This is a genomic window from Mycobacterium sp. M23085 (assembly GCF_045343915.1).
In the GTDB taxonomy this organism is placed as follows: Bacteria; Actinomycetota; Actinomycetes; order Mycobacteriales; family Mycobacteriaceae; genus Mycobacterium.
Genome location: NZ_CP174280.1, coordinates 3,118,963 through 3,138,615, shown reverse-complemented (window position 1 = coordinate 3,138,615; position 19,653 = coordinate 3,118,963). Strand labels below are relative to the sequence as shown.

Sequence of the window (19,653 nt, the reverse complement as noted above, 5' to 3'; positions counted from 1 at the left end):
CATTCGTTGTGCCCGTGGCACCGGGCGGTGTCGGCTTGTCATATCGGTCGGCGGATCGCTACGTTGTTGCCCAGCCGGCTTATTCGCACGGTGGCACCCGAGTAGGGCGCCTCCACAACGAGGTTGTTGCCGATGGCCAGCTGCACATGTCCGGCGTGCGGGAACACCAGATCACCGGGCCGCACCAGGGCACGGGGCACCGGGATGCCGTCGTTGATCTGCTGATAGGTGGTGCGGTTCAGGTGAATACCGGCCTGCGCGTAGCTCCATTGGACCAGCCCGGAACAGTCGAACTGGTCGGGTCCTGTTGCGCCCCAGACATACGGTCGGCCCAATCGAGACAGCGCGGCGCGCACCGCCAGGCCCGCGCGGTCGCTCGACAGTCCTGGCGTCCAGAGCCGACGGTCGTGCCGCAGCCGGTAGCGCAGGGCCAGCAGTTCCGCGTAGCGGCGTCGCGCGCGCAAGCGCGCCGACACGACGTGCGCCCGCTGCGTCCGCAGGCGAATCACCCGCCGCCGCAACGCCTCCCGCTGGGCCAGGGGCGTCGTGGGTGTAGCGGCATCCGCACGGGCCGCGTTTAGGACACTTCGGGTCAGGTCGCCGGCCTGTGCTCGGTCGCGGTGCGCCCCGGCGATGATGTCGGTCGCCGCGGCGTCGGTGCCTGCCGCCGCCGTCAGGCTTTGCCGGCTGTGGTCCACCGCGAGTTGGTAACCGCCGTGCGCCATCTTGTCGCTCAGCCGGCTGGACCGCTGCAACAGGCTGCGGTAGTGCTCGGTGCCCGCGTCTATGGACGACGGCGGTGTGCTGCCCGCGAAAAGTCGATGGGCGCGGCTCAGCGCCTCTACTTCGGCTTGATTCACGGCGCCCCCTCGTCGTCTTGGCTTGCCTCGTCGTGCCCCGATTCGACCGCGTCGGTGAACGCGCGGACGCGGGGCAAAGCACCAGGCGGGATCACCCCGCGATTACGGATGTCCCACATCTCGTCGACATCGACGCCGACCAATGCGGCGATGACGGTCTCCGGTAACGACGACTGCGCGCATGCCCGGTCGAAACGGGCGCTCAGGCTGTTGGGCATCCGCTTCAGCAGCGCCGCTCGCGTCGCCTCCAGGGCTTGCAGATGCTCCATCAGCCGGCCGGTCGAGTCGGCGCCGGCGTTCACCGCCACCCGCCAGGAACTGGCGGCGAGCATCTCTGCCTTCACGCACTGCGCGATCACAGACAGAATATACGTCTCATATTCGTTTGATGTTGTCGCAGGCAGTCGATCGATGACGGATTTGAGGGCGTCGAGCTGCGCTTCGGCATACCCTTCCAGCACGTCTGTGTCGCTGTGACGGTCGACCACCACCGGTCCGCTGCGTCGCGCCGGCACGGGGTCCGGCGGTGGCGCGGCCATCAATCGCGCCAGTTCGGCATCGGGATCGGCGGCCACCAACAGCCGCGAATAGGTGCCTGGCGGCAGGCCGAGGCCATTTTCGATCTTCTGAACTGTGCTTTTGTGTGGCTTGCGGGCACCCCGCTCCAGAAAGCTGAGTCCCATGATGCTGACCCCGGTCGCGGCTGCGAGGTCGGCTAGCGACCAATCGCGTGATTCACGCAACGCGCGGATGGCCGCACCGGCCGATTCACGGGTCACCGCACGCTCCGGCCATGGGCCGGATATTACACAGCCCGCGACTTCCCTAACGGAATATACGTTTCTGTCACGTTTCTCTTGCGCTGCGCGGTTACTTCCGTATACGCTTCCGTCTACGTTTCGCGTTCGACAAGGAGACCGACATGGGACACCCCTGCGCAGCCAACCCGGAACTTTGGTTCGGCTACCCCGACGACGACGGCGGTGACGGCGCCGCGAAGGCGCGCGCATACGAGCGGTCGGCCACCGAGGCGCGGATCCAATGCCTGCGCCGCTGCCCGCTGGCGCAACAGCGCCGCTGCGCCGCGCACGCCATCGCGCACCGCGAGGAGTACGGCGTGTGGGCCGGCGTGAAGCTGCCGGGCGGCCAATACCGCAAGCGCGATCAGCTCGCTCACGCCCACGACGTCCTGCGGCGTATCGCCTCCGGGGAGATCAATGCCCGCCAGCTGCCCGAGAACGCGGCGCTGCTGGCACGCCACGAACACGAGGCGGTCGCGGTGCCCGCGGTGGTGCTGCACCTGCCGCTGGCGCAAGTCAAACCCCGTTCGGCCGCCTGACATTTCGTTCGAAAACCGGACCGGCAGTTTGCTGTGCCGGTCAACGGGGTAGTCCGGGTCGGCAACCAGTCTGTCGACCTGAAGGCGCACCCATGACGTTCGACCTGACCCCGACGGCAGCACAACACGACCTTGCCCGGCGCACCCACGAGTTCGCCGAATCCGTAATACGGCCAGTCGCGCTCCATTACGACCAGAGGCAGGAGTTTCCCTGGGCCGTGCTCGAGGAGGCGGCCCAGCGCGGTTTCTACAGCCCCCTGTTCTACCGCGATCTGATCGGTGACCCGACGGGCATCTCCCTACCGATGTTCATGGAGGAGCTGTTTTGGGGCTGCGCGGGGATCGGGTTGGCCATCGTCATGCCGGCGCTGGCCCTGTCCGCGATCGGCCAGGCCGCCTCCCCGGAGCAAATGCTGGAGTGGGCGCCCGAATGTTTCGGCACACCGGGAGATCTCAAGCTCGCCGCGCTTGCCATCTCCGAGCCCGAGGGCGGTAGCGACGTGCGTAACCTACGCACCCACGCGCGCCGCGACGGCGACGACTGGATCATCGACGGCCACAAGATGTGGATCGGCAACGGCGGCATCGCGAACGTGCACGTCGTCAACGCGGTGGTCGACGAGGAACTCGGCCATCGGGGGCAGGCGCTGTTCGTGGTGCCCGGCGGCACCCCCGGGCTGAAGCTGGTGCGAAAGCTGGACAAGCTGGGCTGCCGGGCCTCCCACACCGCCGAGTTGCTCTTTGAAGGCGTGCGCGTTCCGGGGTCCAATCTGCTTGGCGGACAAGACAAGCTCGAACACAAGCTCGCCAAAGCGCGGGAGGTGGTGGCGGGCGGAAAGCGTTCGGGGTCGGCGACGCTGGGCACCTTCGAGCAGACCAGGCCGATGGTCGCCGCTCAGGCCATCGGCATCGCACGCGCGGCGCTCGAGTACGCCACGGCGTACGCCACCGAGCGCGAAGCGTTCGGCGGACCCATCATCGATAACCAGGGCATCGCCTTCCCGCTGGCCGAACTGGCCACCCAGATCGACGCGGCTCGGCTGCTTACCTGGCGTGCGTCGTGGATGGCGGCCAATAACGTTCCCTTCGACCGTGGCGAGGGTTCGATGTCGAAGATGGCCGCCAGCGAGGTCGCGGTCAAGGCCACCGAGCGCGCTATCCAAACCCTAGGTGGCTGGGGCTACATCACCGATCATCCGGTCGAGAAATGGTATCGGGACGCCAAGCTGTACACCATCTTTGAGGGAACCAGCGAGATCCAGCGGATGGTCATTTCCAACGCGCTGGGCGCCGCCGTCGACACCCCACCGCTGCATGTGGTGCTCGAGCCGTCCGGCGGACCGCTGAACCGGGTATTCGGGCGCGGCACCCCGCTGCGATCCCGTGCCGCCGAAAGCGCTCTGTCGATGAAAGATCGGGTGCCCGAGCCCGTCATGCGGCTGGCCATGAAGGCGCTGCGGCCCCCGCGCAAGTAGGCACACCGGGTACGGTCGCGAAGGACGGTGCTGCAAGGAGGCCTCGCGACGGAGGGTGAACGATGAGCAACCTTGAGGCCGCGCCGGCCGAAGTAGCCTGCGCTGCTTCGCAACACCCAAGCGCGTCACCGACCGTGGAAGTGCTGCAACCGCGCGAGGTTCCGTTGGGCGGGCCCCGGGCGATCCGCGTGCAGCGTACCCTTCCGCAGCGCCAGCGCTCGCTCATCGGGGCGTGGTGCTTCATCGACCATTACGGCCCGGTCGCCGCGCGAATGGACGTCCCACCGCACCCCCATACAGGACTACAAACCGTCAGCTGGTTGTTCAGTGGGGGAGTGGAGCACCGCGACAGCGCCGGCGTGCACGCGGCAGTCCGGCCCGGCGAGCTGAATCTGATGACCGCTGGGGCCGGCATCTGCCATTCGGAAGTCTCCGTCGATTCCGGCGCCCTCCTGCATGGCGTCCAGCTCTGGGTTGCGCTGCCCGCATCGGAAAGTGGCACCGGGCGCGACTTCGCCCATTACGTCCCGGCGCCCCTGGCGCTCCCCGGCGCGACGGCGCGCGTCTTTCTCGGCGAGCTGGCCGGCAGCAGTTCACCGGTGCCGACGTTCACGCCGTTGCTGGGGGTCCAGCTCGACTTGGCCGCCGGGGCCACACTGGACCTCGATGTGGACCCGGCCTTCGAGCATGGGGTGCTGTGTGATTCCGGGGTCGTGCACGTCGACGGGACGGCCCTGACGGTCGCCCAATTGGGATACCGAAGCCCCGGCCGGTCCCGGCTACAGCTACACAATGCGGGGGAGGCACCCTCGCGGGTGCTGCTGCTCGGCGGTCCGCCGTTCACCGAAGAGCTGGTGATGTGGTGGAACTTCGTGGGGCGAAGTCACGAGGACATCGTCACCTACCGACAACTGTGGGAGGACGCCGACGACCGATTCGGCGCCGTCCAGGGATACCGGGGAGCGCTCGCGCGACTGCCCGCCCCGCCGCTGCCGACCGCTCGGCTGCGGCCCCGCCCTACACCGCAGAGAAAGGAAAGCACAGATGGCAACCGATAAAACCGGCGCCGAAGCCACGGTCAGCCTGCAGGATGGCAAGTACACGATCGCCGTCGAGGGTAAGACGGTGGGGCTGGCCGATTTCGCCGACCGCGGCGACCAGCGCGTCTTCTACCACACCGAAGTCGATCCGGCGTATGGCGGACGCGGACTGGCCACCATCCTGGTCGAGGAGGCGCTCAACGAGGCGCGGGACGAGGGCAAGCGCATCGTTCCGGTGTGCTCGATGATCGCCACGGTGCTCAAGAAGCACCCCGAATTCGACGACATCACTGACCCGGTCACCCCGGAGATTACGCAGTGGGTGCGCTCGTAGGGTCGGAGCACCTTCGGACATCGATTCGGAAGTTAGCAAGCGGAACGCCTTTTGACGCGCACCTAAGCGACCAAACTAGTTTGATCCGTTAGGCGCATTCAAAGGCCTGCCTGTCTAGCGATCTTTAAAAGCTCCTCCACCGACATTTGCATGACGTGGCTGAAAATTGTGGCATCACCAACAACCAGCACGGCACATTCGCCATGCTGGCACAACTTTATATTTCCTTCCTCCAGCTCGGAAACTTCGATGCCGGCGGCGTACCCCAACTTATAAAGGTTGGTGCCTAATGGACCAGACGCCAAGCCCGAACGAGCGAGCGTTGCCCAATCCCAAATTAGATACTTCTCAACCAGGTCAAAGCTCGAAAATCTGGCCACATCATTGCGTCTGTGTCCCCGGTCGTCGATCAGATCGATCGACCAGCAATTACGGTCATGGCGAACATGCACCGAGTAGTCGCTGGCCTGGAATATAACTTTGCAATCAACGCATTCTGACGAAACAGACGCGCCAGTCAGTCCGGCTTTAGGTGCCCACTCCAACCAAATGCTTGCCAAGCGTGAAAAATTTACCATTTCACCGTATCCGCCGTACTACGCCAAAACGTTCCAGCTGTTCTACAGTACCATTTGTGCCATCCGGTCTGATGATTCGGTATTGCTGACCTCCACCAGGCTGATGGAACCACGGCGCCACCGTCGATTCTTCTATATGCCAGCCGGGCGGAAGCAAGGAAGGATCTTCCACAACATATTGGTAGAAGGGCTTGGCAGCACTTTCCGGGGGCAGTGAAAGTTGAGCAAAAGGCGTCCCTTCAGGAGCCATATACGCACCTCCCGGATGGCCGAATCGGCTAAGAACGGAGCCTGGGGAGAGATGAGCGTCCGGGACGACCGTACCGGGTACTGCGTACGGCTTCGTCGGCAGCATGTCGTCGGGATAGAACAGACTTCCATCGGCATTTGTGAACTGCGGACCAGGGTCAACCGGGTGGTAGCCGTGAAATACGGGGTGATCCGACGGAAGCGGTGGAGGCGGCGGCTGATCCGGCGGTAGAGGCGCCGGGCTATCGGGCAGCGCAGGTACGTGGGGTTCACCCGGAGCATGTTCGACGGGCGCGCCGGCGTGCGGTGCGTGCTCAACAGGAGGCGGCTCAAGCGGATGGGTGCCCGGAACAGGTTCCCCGCCCGCGGGCAGCGGGGCATGTGAGGTGAGGTTGCGCTCGGCGGCCTGGAAGTGCTCTTCGGCTCCGGCGAGTGCGCGGGGGAGCACGTTGTCGGCTGTCACGCCCTCCAGCGCTTCACGGCTGAAAAGCGTCTTCAAACCTTGCCAAGCCGCTGCGCCGCCCGCTTTGAGCTCTGCTCCCCCCACCGCCAGCGTGACGGCGGTGAACAGCGGTTCGGAGGTAGCTTCGACCTTCCCGGGATCCGGTGTGCGCATGCCGGTCAACTTGCCGCCGTTGAACGTGTAATACGTGCCAGTGGCCTGGTCGAAGAATTCGCCGGTGCCGTTCTTGAGTTGGCCCATGACCTGGACGGGCTGTCCGTTGAGGTCGTAGGTGAACATGAAGTGCCCGTCGGGGGTGGTGCTCACCGAAGCGGGGTCGATGCTGTTGTAGTCGGGGATCTTGCCCAGATCGTCAAGAGCATGGGCGAGATCGGCCTTGAGCTTGGGCAACTTGGCACTGGCGGCCTCGCCTTCCGGCGAGCCCGGGCCGTGGGTATAGAGGTCGGCCATGGCCTTATCCAGCGCCTGCTGCGCTGCTCGCACCTTAGCCATTTGGTCCACGACGGCCTGGTTGGTGGCTTGGCGAATGTCAGCCAACGCGGCCTGTTGGGCAGCAGACGGCGGAGCGACACCGTCAGCGTCGGCGCCGTGGAGCGGCGCGCCGTCATACCCTTCGGCGTGCAGGCTATTCAGCGATTTCTGCAGGCCGTCGGAATAGCCGTTGCGAATCGCTTCCAGGTCAGCGAGCGCGGCCTTGGTGTCGCGCAGGGCGTCGCCTTCGAGCGTGTCGACGAGGGCATGCAACGCCTGTTGGTCCGCCGGACTGAGGCTCTTGTCCTGGTTCAACATGTCGACGGCCTCGGTAACCAAGTCCGAAACGTTCTTCAACTGCGCATCTAAGGTGGCGATCCGCGCGGCTCCGGCCCTTTGCGCGTCGGCCAACGCCGCCGCGATGCCCTCCAGGTCCGCGGCGATCTTGGGCAGTTGCAAGGACTGCGCCCCCAACGCTTTCGTCACCCGCTGCACTTCGTCGGAGTCGTTGATCGGGTGACCGCCGTCCTGGTGATTCCAGGCCGCTTGGAAGCGGCTGCGGGCTTGCTCGAAGGCGTCGTTGGCCTCCTGAGTGCATCGGCCCGCCCGATGAAACGCTTCGGCCAGATTAGAAATCTGCAACGGGCTGCCCGCCTGCAAACTTGCGTTGATCGCCCACGGGTCACCACCGGCTTCGGCGATCAGCGCCTGCTCATCTATATAGGGAAGACCCACGGCTCCGCCTCTGGCGGCACATCCGCAACCGTCCGCGCCGCGGATCGCGTCCCGAGCATTCTCAACCCTTCCTGAGCTGGTCATCAGGGTACTGACGCCGACACTCCCGTCAATTCACTTTCGCCGTACCCGGCCGCCCGGGAAATCGGACACTACAGAGATGGAGCCGGCACGGTGTCCGTCGAATGAAGCGATCTGCCATCTGTCACGTTCCGTTGCGCCACAACCAGATCCGGCCCAGTCGCGCGCCGTCGCCTTCCGCACAGCTATCAGAATTTGAGAAGATGGTCCGGTGACAGATCCGTGTGCGGGTTGCGGCTTCGTCTATGACCTGCGTCGAGCCGAGACCGCGGGTGATGACATCTGCGCCCGAGCGGCGGCGGTCGTTGAAGTACTGCGCGACAACGTAATTGATGTCCGGTGCCGCCCATGTCCCGACGTGTGGTCTCCACTGGAGTACGCCTGCCATCTGCGAGATGTGCTGCTGGTGCAGCGGGAGAGGGTGCTGGCGGCTCGGCGGGCGAATGGGGCCGACTGCGCGAGCATGGGTCGCGAGGAGCGCGCCGAGCATGACGGATACAACGAACAGGATCCCACCGACGTCGCGCGCCAACTTAGCGATGCGGCAGCACTATTCAGCAATGTACTGGCTCGACTGTCCCCGGAGGACTGGGACCGCACCGTCATCTATCACTACCCGGAGACCTGCGAGCGACCGTTGCGCTGGGTTGCGGTGCATACCGCACACGAGTTGCGTCACCACCTTCGCGACATTCGCGGCCAACTGTGAGCGGGCGCGGCGAGCGGCCGGGCCGCTGAATCCGCCTGCGCTACTGTGCCGACCATGAACGTCGACGCCGTCGCCTTCTCCCAACGATGGGAGCGGAACTGGAACGCGCACGACGTCGATGCCGTTCTCGACGACTTCCATGACGACGTCGTCTTCACGTCGCCGGTGGCCGCCAAACTCCTCCCGGAAACCCAGGGCGTGGTTCGCGGCAAGGCGGCGTTGCGGCGGTATTGGACCGAGGCCGTCGCGCGCATTCCGGATCTGCGGTTCACCGTTGACGGCGTCTACCAAGGCATCGACACGCTCGTGATCGCGTACCGCAACCAGAACGATGATGCGGTCAGCGAGGTCCTGACCTTTCGCGACGGCGCGGTCATCGAGGGCCGCGTTCTCAGCGGCCCGATCAGCCGTTTCGTTCGGGGATGTCTGGCAACAGCCCGACATCTGCCTCGGCCCAAACAAAAAGTCACGACCCCTCTCAAGGTCGTGACTTTTTGTAGAACCGCTCAGTGTGGGCGAAGGGGGACTTGAACCCCCACGTCCCGAAGGACACTGGCACCTGAAGCCAGCGCGTCTGCCATTCCGCCACTCGCCCGGAAAAACAACCGATGGACCATATCACTCTAATGGCCGGATCCCCGAACCGCCGAGGTGGGCCCCGAAGCCGCACCGCGCCGTCTGCCCATCGGCCCACACAGGTTGAGCTGGGCGGATGCAATTCTCACCATTTCGAAAGTGCCACGGCGACGCAACGTCCCGATACCATGCGAGAGTGGGCCAGCACCCGTGTGATTCGTTTGCCGTCCAGCGGCAATACCTCATGGCAACTGCACGCGAACGGTAGGACATGAGTAGCCAACGGGGGCTGGTTGCGCGGATCGAGCGCAAACTCGAGGCGACGGTGGACAACGCCTTCGCCCGGGTATTCGGTGGATCGATCGTCCCGCAAGAGGTTGAGGCCCTGTTATGCCGCGAAGCGCGTAGCGGTGTTCAGAAGCTTCAGGGAAATCGCCTTTTGGCCCCCAACGAATACATCATTACCCTCGGTATGCACGACTTCGAGAAGGTGGGCGCCGATTCCGATCTCACGTCGGGCGCCTTCGCGAGGTACTTGGCTGACTACATCCACGAACAGGAGTGGCAAACGTATGGTGAGGTGGTCGTTCGGTTCGAGCAATCGTCGGACCTGCGCACCGGCCAGTACCGCGCCCACGGTGCTGTCAACCCCGATGTCCAGCCCCGCCCGACGGTCAACCACCCCGTCCGGCCACAATCAAATAATGCGTTCGGCGAAGAACGAGGAGTAGCACCAATGACTGACAATTCTGGCTACCGCGGGGCTCAGGGGCCGGGCCGATCCGGCGACGAGTACTACGACGACCGCTACGGGCATCCGCAGGACGACGCGCGCGGTGGCCCGGACCCGCAGGGAGCGCCCGACCAGCGTGGTGGCTATCCACCCGAGCAGCACGGCTACCCGCCCCAGCAGGGCTACCCGCCGCCCCGCCAACCCGAGCAGGGTGGTTACCCCGAGCCGGGACACGGCGGCTACCCCCAGCAGGGCTACCCGGAACAGGGTGGTTACCCCGAGCAGCGCGGCTACCCCGACCAGCAGGGACAGGGCGGCTACCCGCCTGCGCAGGGCTACCAGGACCAGCGCGGTTACCCCGAGCAGGGACAGGGCGGCTATCCGCAGTCGTATGAGCAGCGCCCGCCCGCGGCCGGCGGCTACGGCGGCCAAGGCTACGACCAGGGCTACCGCCAGGGCGGCGGCTACGGCCCGCCCGGTGGTCAGCCGGGCGGCGGCCAGCAGGGTTACGGCGGATACGGCGATTACGGTCGCGGTCCGGCCCGCCAGGACGAGGGCGGCTACGCCCCGCCCGAACAACGACCCGGCTACCCCGAGCAGGGTGGTGGCTACGACCAGGGCTACCCGCAGGGCGGGGGATACGGACGCCAGGACTACGGCTCCCCCGAGTACACCCAGTACTCCGAGCACGTGCAGGGCGGAACGTACGGCGGTCCAGCCGGCGGCTACCCCGACGCGGCCAGCCCCGAGTACGAGTACGGCCAGCAGCCCGAGTACGGGCAGCAACCGGAATACGGGCAACCCGCCGACTACGGCCAGCCCGCCGACTACGGGCAGCAGGGTGGTTACGGCGGCTACGGCCAGGGCGGCTACGGCGCCGGCGGAACCACGATCACCCTGCAGCTTGACGACGGCAGCGGCCGCACCTACCAGCTGCGCGAGGGCTCCAACATCATCGGGCGTGGACAAGACGCCCAGTTCCGGTTGCCCGACACGGGCGTGTCTCGGCGTCATCTCGAGATCCGCTGGGATGGACAGGTCGCGCTGCTGTCGGATCTGAACTCGACCAACGGCACCACGGTGAACAACGCACCGATCCAGGAGTGGCAGCTGGCCGACGGCGACGTGATCCGCTTGGGCCACTCGGAGATCATCGTCCGGATCCACTAAAGCCACTGGGCTTAACGCTGCCGTGCTTCGCCCCGTGTCGTCCGCCGTCCAAGTATCGTGACGTAGCCGATGTGCTCGGAGTCACGGGCGCGAGGAATGCGACGCTAGGACGGAAAGGACGCCAGATGCAGGGACTGGTACTGCAGCTGACGCGCGCCGGCTTTTTAATGCTGTTGTGGGTATTCATCTGGTCCGTTCTTCGAATCCTTCGGACCGACATCTACGCGCCCACCGGTGCAGTCATGGTGCGACGTGGTTTGGCCCTGCGCAGTACGCTGCTGCCTTCGCGCCAGCGCCGGCATGCGGCCCGCTATCTGGTGGTCACCGAGGGCGCACTCGCCGGCGGACGCATCACCCTCAGCGGACAGCCGGTGTTGATCGGGAGAGCCGACGACTCCACGCTGGTGCTCACCGACGACTACGCCTCGACGCGGCACGCCCGGCTGTCTCAGCGGGGCTCGGAGTGGTACGTCGAGGATCTAGGATCGACCAACGGTACTTACCTTGACAGGGCGAAGGTGACGACTGCGGTACGAGTTCCAATAGGAACGCCGATTCGAATCGGTAAAACGGCGATTGAGTTGCGCCCGTGACCCTGGTTTTGCGATACGCCGCCCGGAGTGATCGTGGCCTGGTACGCGCCAACAACGAAGATTCTGTCTATGCCGGCGCACGACTGCTCGCGCTGGCCGACGGCATGGGCGGTCACGCCGCCGGCGAGGTGGCATCCCAGCTGGTGATCGCCGCGCTGGCCCACCTCGATGACGACGAGCCGGGCGGCGACCTGCTGGCCAAGCTCGACAACGCGGTGCGCTCCGGCAACGCCGCCATCGCCGCACAGGTGGAAGCCGAGCCCGAGCTGGAGGGGATGGGCACCACTCTCACGGCGATCCTGTTCGCGGGCGACCGCATCGGGCTGGTGCACATCGGCGACTCGCGCGGCTACCTGCTGCGCGACGGAGAGCTGACTCAGATCACCAAGGACGACACGTTCGTCCAGACCTTGGTCGACGAGGGCCGGATCACCCGGGAAGAGGCGCACAGTCACCCGCAGCGGTCGTTGATCATGCGGGCGCTCACCGGTCACGAGGTCGAGCCGACGTTGACCATGCGCGAGGCCCGTGCCGGCGACCGTTATCTGCTGTGCTCCGACGGGCTGTCGGATCCGGTGAGCGACGAGACCATCCTCGAAGCCCTGCAGATCCCGGACGTCGCCGAGGCCGCCTACCGCCTCATCGAGTTGGCGCTGCGCGGCGGCGGCCCGGACAACGTGACCGTCGTGGTGGCCGACGTGGTCGACTACGACTACGGGCAGACCCAGCCGATTCTCGCCGGCGCGGTGTCGGGTGACGAGGATCAAATGACCCTGCCCAACACCTCCGCCGGACGTGCCTCGGCGATTCGACCCCGCAATGAGTCCGCCAAACGTGTTGCGCCGCAACCAGAACCGACGCATCGGCCGCGCTGGTCGCGGCAAAGGATGTTCGTTGCCGTCGGCCTGGCGGTGCTGTTGTTGTTCGCGGGCCTCACCGTCGGATGGTGGGTGATCCAACGCAACTACTACGTCGCGGAATACAGCGGCCGGGTCTCCATAGTCCGCGGAATCCAGGGCACCCTGCTGGGTATCCCGTTGCAGGAGCCCTATCTGGTGGGCTGCGTCAACACCCGCAACGAGCTGTCCCTGATCAGTTACGGGCAATCCAGTGGCCACCCGAATTGTCAGTTGATGACCGTGCAAGACCTGCGCCGCCCCGGGCAAGTTCAAGTGCAAACCGGACTGCCGGGCGGCAGTCTGGACCAGGCCGAGTCGCAGCTGCGACAACTGCTGGCCGAGTATCTGTTGCCGATCTGTCCGCCGCCGCGCGCCACGTCTCCGCCGGGCGCACCGAGCACCCGCAGCGGAACACCGGAATCCGGCTCCCCAGCACCGCCAGCACCACCGACCACCAGCTCTCCGAGCGCCAGCCCCATACCGGGCACCAGCGCCAACGGCCCCGCGAACTCTGCGCCGGCAGGTCCGACAACCACGTCGCAGACAGTGACCGCGCTTCCCGGGCCGCCACTTCAACCGGGCATCGATTGCCGGACGGTGGCATGACGACACAGCTTCAGCCGCCGGTCGCGGTCACGCCCCCGTTGCCCACCCGGCGCAATGCCGAGTTGTTGCTGCTGGGCTGCGCCGCACTGATCACCGTCGCCGCGCTGCTGATAGTCGAAGCCAACCAAGAGCGCGATCTGCACTGGACCGCGATCAGCTACGGGCTGGTCTTCCTGGTGGTCTTCGGGTCGGCGCACATGGCCATCCGGCGCTTCGCGCCCTACACCGATCCGCTGCTGTTGCCGATCGTGGCGTTGCTCAACGGCCTTGGCCTGGTGATGATTCACCGGCTCGACCTGGTGACCAATCAGCTCAGTGGCCGGCATCACCCCAGCGCGACCCAGCAGATGCTGTGGACCCTGATCGGTGTGGTGACCTTCTCCCTGGTCGTCACGTTCCTCAAAGACCATCGGCAACTGGCGCGCTACGGCTACATCTGCGGACTGGTCGGGCTGATCTTCCTGGTGATTCCCGCGCTGTTGCCGGCATCGCTGTCCGAACAGAATGGCGCCAAGATCTGGATTCGCCTTCCCGGCTTCTCCATTCAGCCCGCCGAATTCTCCAAAATTCTGCTGCTGATCTTCTTCTCCGCGGTGCTGATCGCCAAGCGGGGCCTGTTCACCAGCGTCGGCAAGCATTTCATGGGGTTGACCCTGCCGCGTCCCCGCGACCTCGCACCCCTGTTGGCGGCGTGGGTGATCTCGGTCGGCGTGATGGCCTTCGAAAAGGACCTGGGCACTTCACTTTTGCTGTACGCGTCGTTTCTGGTGGTGGTCTACCTCGCCACCCAACGCTTCAGTTGGGTGGGCATCGGCCTGGTGTTGTTCGTCGCGGGAAGCGTTGTCGCGTATTACATTTTCCCCCACGTCCGGGTTCGGGTGCAGATGTGGTGGGACCCGTTCTCCGACCCCGATGGCAGCGGTTACCAGATCGTCCAGTCGCTGTTCAGCTTTGCCACCGGCGGGATCTTCGGGACCGGCCTGGGTAACGGTCAGCCCGACACCGTGCCAGCCGCCTCGACCGACTTCATCATCGCCGCGTTCGGCGAAGAATTGGGGTTGGTCGGCCTGGCCAGCATCTTGATGCTCTACACCATCGTGATCGTGCGGGGCCTGCGCACGGCTATCGCCACCCGCGACAGCTTCGGCAAGCTGCTGGCCGCCGGGCTGGCGTCGACGCTGGCCGTTCAGCTGTTCATCGTTGTCGGCGGGGTCACCCAGCTGATTCCGTTGACCGGGCTGACCACTCCGTGGATGTCATACGGCGGCTCGTCTCTGCTGGCGAACTACGTGCTGCTGGCCATCCTGGTGCGCATTTCGCACAGCGCCCGTCGTCCCCTGCGCAGCCGCGCACGCAGCCAGCCGCCGATCGCGGCGGCCGGCACCGAGGTGATCGAGAAAGTATGAACGCCTCCCTGCGCCGGATCTCGGTGACCGTGATGGCGTTGATCGTGCTGCTGTTGATCAACGCCACCATGACGCAGGTCTTCGCCGCGGACTCGCTGCGCGCGGACCCGCGCAACCAGCGGGTCCTGCTCGACGAGTATTCGCGGCAGCGCGGCCAGATCGTGGCCGGCGGCCAACTGTTGGCCTATTCGGTCGCCACCGACAACCGCTACCGCTTCCTGCGTGTCTACCCCAACCCCGCGGAATACGCGCCCGTCACCGGCTTCTACTCGCTGCGCTATTCCAGCACCGGTCTGGAACGCGCCGAGGACCCGTTGTTGAACGGCTCCGACGAGCGGCTGTTCGGGCGCAGACTGGCCGACTTCTTCACCGGCCGCGACCCGCGCGGCGCCAACGTCGACACCACGATCAAGCCGCGGGTCCAGCGCGCCGCGTGGGACGCGATGCAGCAGGGCTGCGGCGGACCGCCGTGCAAGGGCGCCGTCGTGGCCCTCGAGCCGTCGACCGGCAAGATCCTGGCGATGGTGTCATCTCCGTCCTATGACCCCAACCTGCTGTCGTCACACGATCCCGAGGTGCAGGCGCAAGCCTGGCAGAAGCTGCGCGACGATCCCAACAACCCGTTGACCAACCGTGCGATCTCGGAGACGTACCCACCCGGGTCCACCTTCAAGGTGATCACCACCGCGGCTGCGCTGCAGGCCGGCGCCTCCGACACCGAGCAGCTGACCGCAGCTCCCACCATCCCGCTGCCCAACAGCACCGCAACTTTGGAGAACTACGGTGGGGAATCGTGTGGAAACGAGCCGACGGTGTCGTTGCGGGAGGCCTTCGCCCTGTCATGCAACACCGCATTCGTCCAACTCGGCATCCTCACCGGCTCCGACGCGCTGCGCAACATGGCGCACGCGTTCGGGCTGGACAGCACACCCAGCGTCATCCCGCTGCAGGTCGCGGAGTCAACCGTGGGGATCATCCCGGACGCCGCGGCGCTGGGAATGTCGAGCATCGGCCAAAAGGACGTCGCTATGACACCCCTGCAAAACGCCGAGATCGCCGCGACCATCGCGAACGACGGCGTCACCATGCAGCCCTATCTGATCGACAGCCTCAAGGGGCCCGACCTGACCACGATCAGCACCACCGCACCCTATGAGCAGCGGCGCGCCGTGTCGCCGCAGGTCGCCGCTAAGCTAACAGAGCTGATGGTCGGCGCCGAGAAGGTCGCACAGCAGAAAGGGGCCATTCCCGGCGTGCAGATCGCATCGAAGACTGGTACTGCAGAGCATGGCAGCGACCCGCGGCACACACCGCCGCACGCCTGGTACATCGCTTTTGCGCCCGCACAGACCCCGAAGGTCGCTGTGGCGGTGTTGGTGGAGAATGGCGCCGACCGCCTGTCCGCGACGGGAGGTGCACTCGCCGCGCCGATCGGACGGGCTGTGATCCAGGCAGCGCTACAGGGAGGACCATGAGCCCGCGAGTTGGTGTGACGCTGTCTGGCAGATACCGCCTGCAGCGCCTGATTGCCACCGGCGGCATGGGTCAGGTGTGGGAGGCGGTAGACAGCCGGCTGGGCCGGCGTGTCGCGGTCAAGGTGCTCAAGCAGGAGTTCTCCCAGGACCCCGAGTTCATCGAGCGGTTCCGCGCCGAGGCGCGGACCACCGCCATGCTGAACCACCCCGGCATCGCCCAGGTGCACGACTACGGCGAGAGCCAGCTCGACGGGGAAGGCCGGACCGCCTACCTGGTGATGGAGCTGGTCAACGGCGAGCCGCTCAACTCGGTGCTCAAGCGCACCGGGCGGCTGTCGCTGCGGCACGCGCTGGACATGCTCGAGCAGACCGGCCGCGCGCTCCAGGTGGCGCACGCCGCCGGCCTGGTCCACCGCGACGTCAAACCCGGCAACATCTTGATCACCCCGACCGGCCAGGTGAAGATCACCGACTTCGGTATCGCCAAGGCCGTCGACGCCGCGCCGGTGACCCAGACCGGAATGGTGATGGGCACCGCCCAATACATCGCACCCGAACAGGCCCTGGGCCACGACGCCACTCCGTCCAGCGACGTCTACTCGCTGGGAGTCGTTGGCTACGAGGTTGTTTCGGGCAAGCGACCGTTCACCGGTGATGGCGCCCTGACGGTGGCGATGAAGCACATCAAAGAGCCGCCGCCGCCGCTGCCGGCCGAGCTGCCGCCCAACGTCCGCGAGCTCATCGAGATCACGCTGGTGAAGAACCCTGCGATGCGGTACCGCAGCGGCGGACCGTTCGCCGACGCCGTGGCCGCGGTGCGCGCCGGGCGTCGGCCGCCGCGGCCCAGTCAGTCGCCGCCTCCGGGCCGCGCATCACCGGCAGCAATCCCGTCCAGCCCGACCACCCGCGCCGCCGCGGTGTCGCCGAGCCGAAGCGCGCCGCCCCGCCGGTCCCGGCCGACCACCGGCGGGCACCGTCCGCCGCCGGCCCGTCGCACCTTCTCGTCGGGTCAGCGCGCGCTGTTGTGGGCAGCCGGCGTGCTCGGCGCCCTGGCGATCATCATCGCGGTGCTCATCGTCATCAATTCGAAGGCCGATCAGCAGCAACAGCCACCGACGGTGACCGACACCGGGACCCCACCAGCGTCGGCGCCGCCGCCGAGCAAGACGCCGAGCGGTTTGGGCGCCCGGCCCGAAACGCGACTCGATTGGCCAGATGACGGGACAATAGGGACCTCCGGCTTCTACAAAGTGCCGGTCCGACACGGAACACCGCAATGACCACGCCGCAGCACCTGTCCGACCGCTATGAACTCGGCGAGATCCTCGGCTTCGGGGGTATGTCCGAGGTTCACCTGGCCCGCGACGTCCGCTTGCATCGCGACGTCGCGGTCAAGGTGCTGCGCGCGGACCTGGCCCGCGACCCCAGCTTTTACCTACGCTTCCGGCGCGAGGCGCAAAACGCCGCCGCCTTGAATCACCCGTCCATCGTCGCGGTTTATGACACCGGCGAGGCCGAGACACCGACCGGGCCGCTGCCCTACATCGTCATGGAGTACGTCGACGGCGTCACCCTGCGCGACATCGTGCACACCGACGGCCCGCTGCCGCCGCGCCGGGCCATCGAAATCATCGCCGACGCCTGCCAGGCCCTGAACTTCAGCCACCAGAACGGCATCATCCACCGCGACGTCAAGCCGGCCAACATCATGATCAGCACCACCAATGCGGTCAAAGTGATGGATTTCGGTATCGCGCGCGCGATCGCGGACAGCGGTAACAGCGTCACCCAGACCGCCGCGGTGATCGGAACGGCGCAGTACCTCTCGCCCGAGCAGGCGCGCGGCGACGCGGTCGACGCCCGTTCCGACGTGTATTCGTTGGGTTGCGTTCTCTACGAAGTCCTCACGGGCGAACCACCTTTCACCGGTGACTCGCCGGTTGCCGTTGCCTACCAACATGTTCGGGAAGACCCCGTGCCGCCATCGCAGCGGCACGAAGGGATTTCCGCCGACCTCGATGCCGTCGTGCTCAAAGCGCTGGCGAAAAATCCCGACAACCGCTATCAGACGGCGGCGGAGATGCGCGCCGACCTGATCCGGGTGCACAACGGCGAGAGGCCCGAAGCGCCCAAGGTGCTCACCGACGCCGACCGCAGCTCGCTGCTGTCTTCCGGCAGCGGCGGCGCGGGTCCGTCACGCACCGATCCGCTGCCGCGGCAGGTTCTCGCCGACGCGGGCGAGGACCGCAGCGTCGGTTCGGTCGGTCGCTGGATCGTCGCGGTGGCGGCGCTGGCAGTCCTGACGATCGTTGTCGTCATTGCGTTCAACTCATTCGGCGGCGGTGCCCGCGATGTGCAGGTGCCCGACGTGCGCGGGCAGGTGTCCGCCGACGCCATCGCGGCGCTGCAGAACCGCGGCTTCAAGACCCGCACCCTGCAAAAGCCGGATTCGACGATCCCACCCGACCACGTCATCGGTACCGACCCCGCCGCCAACGCGTCGGTCAATGCGGGCGATGAGATCACCATCAACGTCTCCACCGGGCCCGAACAGCGCGAGGTGCCCGACGTGTCCTCGCTCAGTTACTCCGACGCGGTCACCAAGCTCAAGGCCGCGGGATTCAGCAAGTTCAAGCAGGCCAACTCGCCGTCGACCCCGGAACTGCTGGGCAAGGTGATCGGGACCAACCCGCCGGCCAATCAAACGTCTGCGATCACCAACGTCGTCACCCTCATCGTCGGGTCCGGGCCGGAAACCAAGCAGGTTCCCGACATCGCCGGCCAGACCGTCGACATCGCACAGAAGAACCTGGCCGTCTACGGCTTCAACAAGGTCACCCAGGTACAGGTGGACAGCACCCGGCCTGCTGGTGAGGTGATCGGCACCAATCCGCCTAAGGGACAGACGATTCCGGTCGATTCCGTGATCGAGCTGCAGGTGTCCAAGGGCAACCAGTTCCTGATGCCCGACCTGTCCGGCATGTTCTGGACCGACGCCGAACCCCGGCTACGCGCACTGGGGTGGACGGGGATCTTGGACAAGGGTGCCGACGTCGACGCCGGTAGCTCCCAGTCCCATCGGGTGGTGTATCAGAACCCTCCGGCCGGCTCTGGCGTCAACCGGGACGGCATCATCACGCTGAAGTTCGGTCAGTAGCTTCCGGGTCGGCCGGGAAATACGGTCGCACCGCGGCGTGCACGTCATTCTCGAGCCGGCGCACCAACGTGTCGTCGCGCTCCCACCCGCAGTCGGCGAGCCAGTTGGCCAGCATTCGGTGGCCTCCCTCGGTGAGGATGGACTCTGGGTGGAACTGGACACCGTGGATCGGCAATTCGGTGTGCCGCACACCCATGATCACGCCGCTTTGGGTGTGGGCCGTGACCTGAAGCACCGGCGGCAGCGATTCGGGCAAGATGGTCAGCGAGTGGTAGCGGGTTGCGGTGAAAGGATCCGGAAGACCTTGCAGCACACCGATATTGCCGTGATGGACGCTGCTCGTCTTGCCATGCAGCAGTTCGGGAGCGCGGTCCACGACGGCGCCGAAGGCGACGCCTATGGCCTGGTGTCCCAGGCAGACCCCGAGCAGCGGGGTCCGCTCGGCGGCACACGCGCGCACCATCGGTATGGACGCGCCTGCGCGTTCCGGGGTGCCCGGACCCGGGCTGAGCAGCACCCCGTCGAACTGGCGGGCGACGGCGGCCTCGTCGGCGAGCCGGGTGTCGTCATTGCGCCAGACTTCGGCGTCCACACCCAGCTGACCGAGGTACTGCACCAGGTTGAACACGAAGCTGTCGTAGTTGTCGACAACCAGGATGCGCATCGTGTCAGGTTACCGTCGCCGGCGGTCGCGCTGCTGGTCA

The 19,653-nt window shown here is 66.2% G+C and carries 17 protein-coding genes, 1 tRNA gene and 1 pseudogene; 13 read left to right on the top strand and 6 right to left on the bottom strand.

The genetic code is table 11. The features are described from left to right. Window positions 1–38: 38 nt before the first annotated feature. Both ACIUM1_RS14420 and ACIUM1_RS14415 read right to left on the bottom strand, forming a co-directional pair. A complete protein-coding gene (locus tag ACIUM1_RS14420) occupies window positions 39–860 on the bottom strand; it encodes a C40 family peptidase (RefSeq protein ID WP_406813365.1) in 822 nt (273 codons plus the stop codon). Beyond that, window positions 857–1,639, bottom strand: coding sequence for a helix-turn-helix domain-containing protein (locus ACIUM1_RS14415; protein ID WP_406813364.1), 783 nt, complete (start codon window positions 1,637–1,639; stop codon window positions 857–859). Before ACIUM1_RS14415 ends, ACIUM1_RS14420 begins: the two co-directional genes overlap by 4 nt. A 143-nt stretch (window positions 1,640–1,782) precedes the next feature. Between ACIUM1_RS14415 and ACIUM1_RS14410 the strand changes: the two genes are divergently transcribed. The 4 genes from ACIUM1_RS14410 (at window position 1,783) to ACIUM1_RS14395 (ending at window position 5,048) form a co-directional block, all read left to right on the top strand. Continuing rightward, on the top strand, window positions 1,783–2,199 hold the full coding sequence (locus tag ACIUM1_RS14410) for a WhiB family transcriptional regulator (RefSeq protein ID WP_406813363.1): 417 nt from the start codon (window positions 1,783–1,785) through the stop codon (window positions 2,197–2,199). 92 nt (window positions 2,200–2,291) lie between these two features. After that, window positions 2,292–3,674 carry an acyl-CoA dehydrogenase family protein gene (locus ACIUM1_RS14405; protein WP_406813362.1) on the top strand — a complete coding sequence of 461 codons (1,383 nt, stop codon included), beginning with the start codon at window positions 2,292–2,294 and terminating at the stop codon, window positions 3,672–3,674. Between the two features lie 62 nt (window positions 3,675–3,736). Further along, entirely contained in the window at window positions 3,737–4,732 is a 996-nt protein-coding gene (locus ACIUM1_RS14400; RefSeq protein ID WP_406813361.1) for a pirin family protein, read from the top strand. Then, window positions 4,719–5,048, top strand: a complete 330-nt coding sequence (locus tag ACIUM1_RS14395; RefSeq protein ID WP_406813360.1) for a GNAT family N-acetyltransferase — start codon at window positions 4,719–4,721, stop codon at window positions 5,046–5,048. Before ACIUM1_RS14400 ends, ACIUM1_RS14395 begins: the two co-directional genes overlap by 14 nt. 98 nt (window positions 5,049–5,146) lie before the next feature. Here the strand turns inward: ACIUM1_RS14395 and ACIUM1_RS14390 are convergent, their stop codons facing one another. Both ACIUM1_RS14390 and ACIUM1_RS14385 read right to left on the bottom strand, forming a co-directional pair. Beyond that, complete coding sequence (locus tag ACIUM1_RS14390) at window positions 5,147–5,608, bottom strand: hypothetical protein (protein ID WP_406813359.1); 462 nt, start codon at window positions 5,606–5,608, stop codon at window positions 5,147–5,149. 19 nt (window positions 5,609–5,627) lie between these two features. Further along, a complete protein-coding gene (locus ACIUM1_RS14385) occupies window positions 5,628–7,544 on the bottom strand; it encodes a TNT domain-containing protein (protein ID WP_406813358.1) in 1,917 nt (638 codons plus the stop codon). A 292-nt stretch (window positions 7,545–7,836) separates the two neighbouring features. Here ACIUM1_RS14385 and ACIUM1_RS14380 point away from each other — a divergent pair, with 292 nt between their 5' ends. Then, complete coding sequence (locus tag ACIUM1_RS14380) at window positions 7,837–8,334, top strand: DinB family protein (protein WP_406813357.1); 498 nt, start codon at window positions 7,837–7,839, stop codon at window positions 8,332–8,334. A gap of 54 nt (window positions 8,335–8,388) precedes the next feature. Further along, window positions 8,389–8,718 (top strand): annotated as a pseudogene (locus ACIUM1_RS14375) (nuclear transport factor 2 family protein); the annotation flags it as partial. Between the two features lie 128 nt (window positions 8,719–8,846). On the opposite strand, the gene ACIUM1_RS14370 reads toward ACIUM1_RS14375, so the two are convergent. Then, window positions 8,847–8,929: transfer RNA gene (locus tag ACIUM1_RS14370), tRNA-Leu, on the bottom strand. 252 nt (window positions 8,930–9,181) lie between these two features. Here ACIUM1_RS14370 and ACIUM1_RS14365 point away from each other — a divergent pair. From ACIUM1_RS14365 to pknB, 7 genes are all read left to right on the top strand, one after another. Then, complete coding sequence (locus tag ACIUM1_RS14365) at window positions 9,182–10,813, top strand: DUF3662 and FHA domain-containing protein (RefSeq protein WP_406813356.1); 1,632 nt, start codon at window positions 9,182–9,184, stop codon at window positions 10,811–10,813. Between the two features lie 125 nt (window positions 10,814–10,938). Then, window positions 10,939–11,406, top strand: coding sequence for an FHA domain-containing protein (locus ACIUM1_RS14360; protein ID WP_007771646.1), 468 nt, complete (start codon window positions 10,939–10,941; stop codon window positions 11,404–11,406). After that, complete coding sequence (locus ACIUM1_RS14355; protein ID WP_406813355.1) at window positions 11,403–12,911, top strand: PP2C family protein-serine/threonine phosphatase; 1,509 nt, start codon at window positions 11,403–11,405, stop codon at window positions 12,909–12,911. The genes ACIUM1_RS14360 and ACIUM1_RS14355 overlap by 4 nt, the downstream gene beginning before the upstream one ends. Next, window positions 12,908–14,317 (top strand): FtsW/RodA/SpoVE family cell cycle protein, encoded by a 1,410-nt coding sequence (locus ACIUM1_RS14350; protein ID WP_406813354.1) that lies wholly within the window; start codon window positions 12,908–12,910, stop codon window positions 14,315–14,317. Before ACIUM1_RS14355 ends, ACIUM1_RS14350 begins: the two co-directional genes overlap by 4 nt. Further along, window positions 14,314–15,792 (top strand): D,D-transpeptidase PbpA, encoded by a 1,479-nt coding sequence (gene pbpA, locus ACIUM1_RS14345; protein ID WP_406813353.1) that lies wholly within the window; start codon window positions 14,314–14,316, stop codon window positions 15,790–15,792. Before ACIUM1_RS14350 ends, pbpA begins: the two co-directional genes overlap by 4 nt. Then, entirely contained in the window at window positions 15,789–17,072 is a 1,284-nt protein-coding gene (locus ACIUM1_RS14340; protein WP_406813352.1) for a serine/threonine-protein kinase, read from the top strand. The genes pbpA and ACIUM1_RS14340 overlap by 4 nt, the downstream gene beginning before the upstream one ends. Continuing rightward, window positions 17,069–18,949, top strand: a complete 1,881-nt coding sequence (pknB, locus tag ACIUM1_RS14335; protein WP_406813351.1) for a Stk1 family PASTA domain-containing Ser/Thr kinase — start codon at window positions 17,069–17,071, stop codon at window positions 18,947–18,949. The genes ACIUM1_RS14340 and pknB overlap by 4 nt, the downstream gene beginning before the upstream one ends. On the opposite strand, the gene ACIUM1_RS14330 is transcribed toward pknB, so the two are convergent. Continuing rightward, window positions 18,927–19,613, bottom strand: a complete 687-nt coding sequence (locus ACIUM1_RS14330) for an aminodeoxychorismate/anthranilate synthase component II (RefSeq protein WP_406813350.1) — start codon at window positions 19,611–19,613, stop codon at window positions 18,927–18,929. The two genes, pknB and ACIUM1_RS14330, sit on opposite strands and share 23 nt — an antisense overlap. Window positions 19,614–19,653 lie beyond the last annotated feature (40 nt).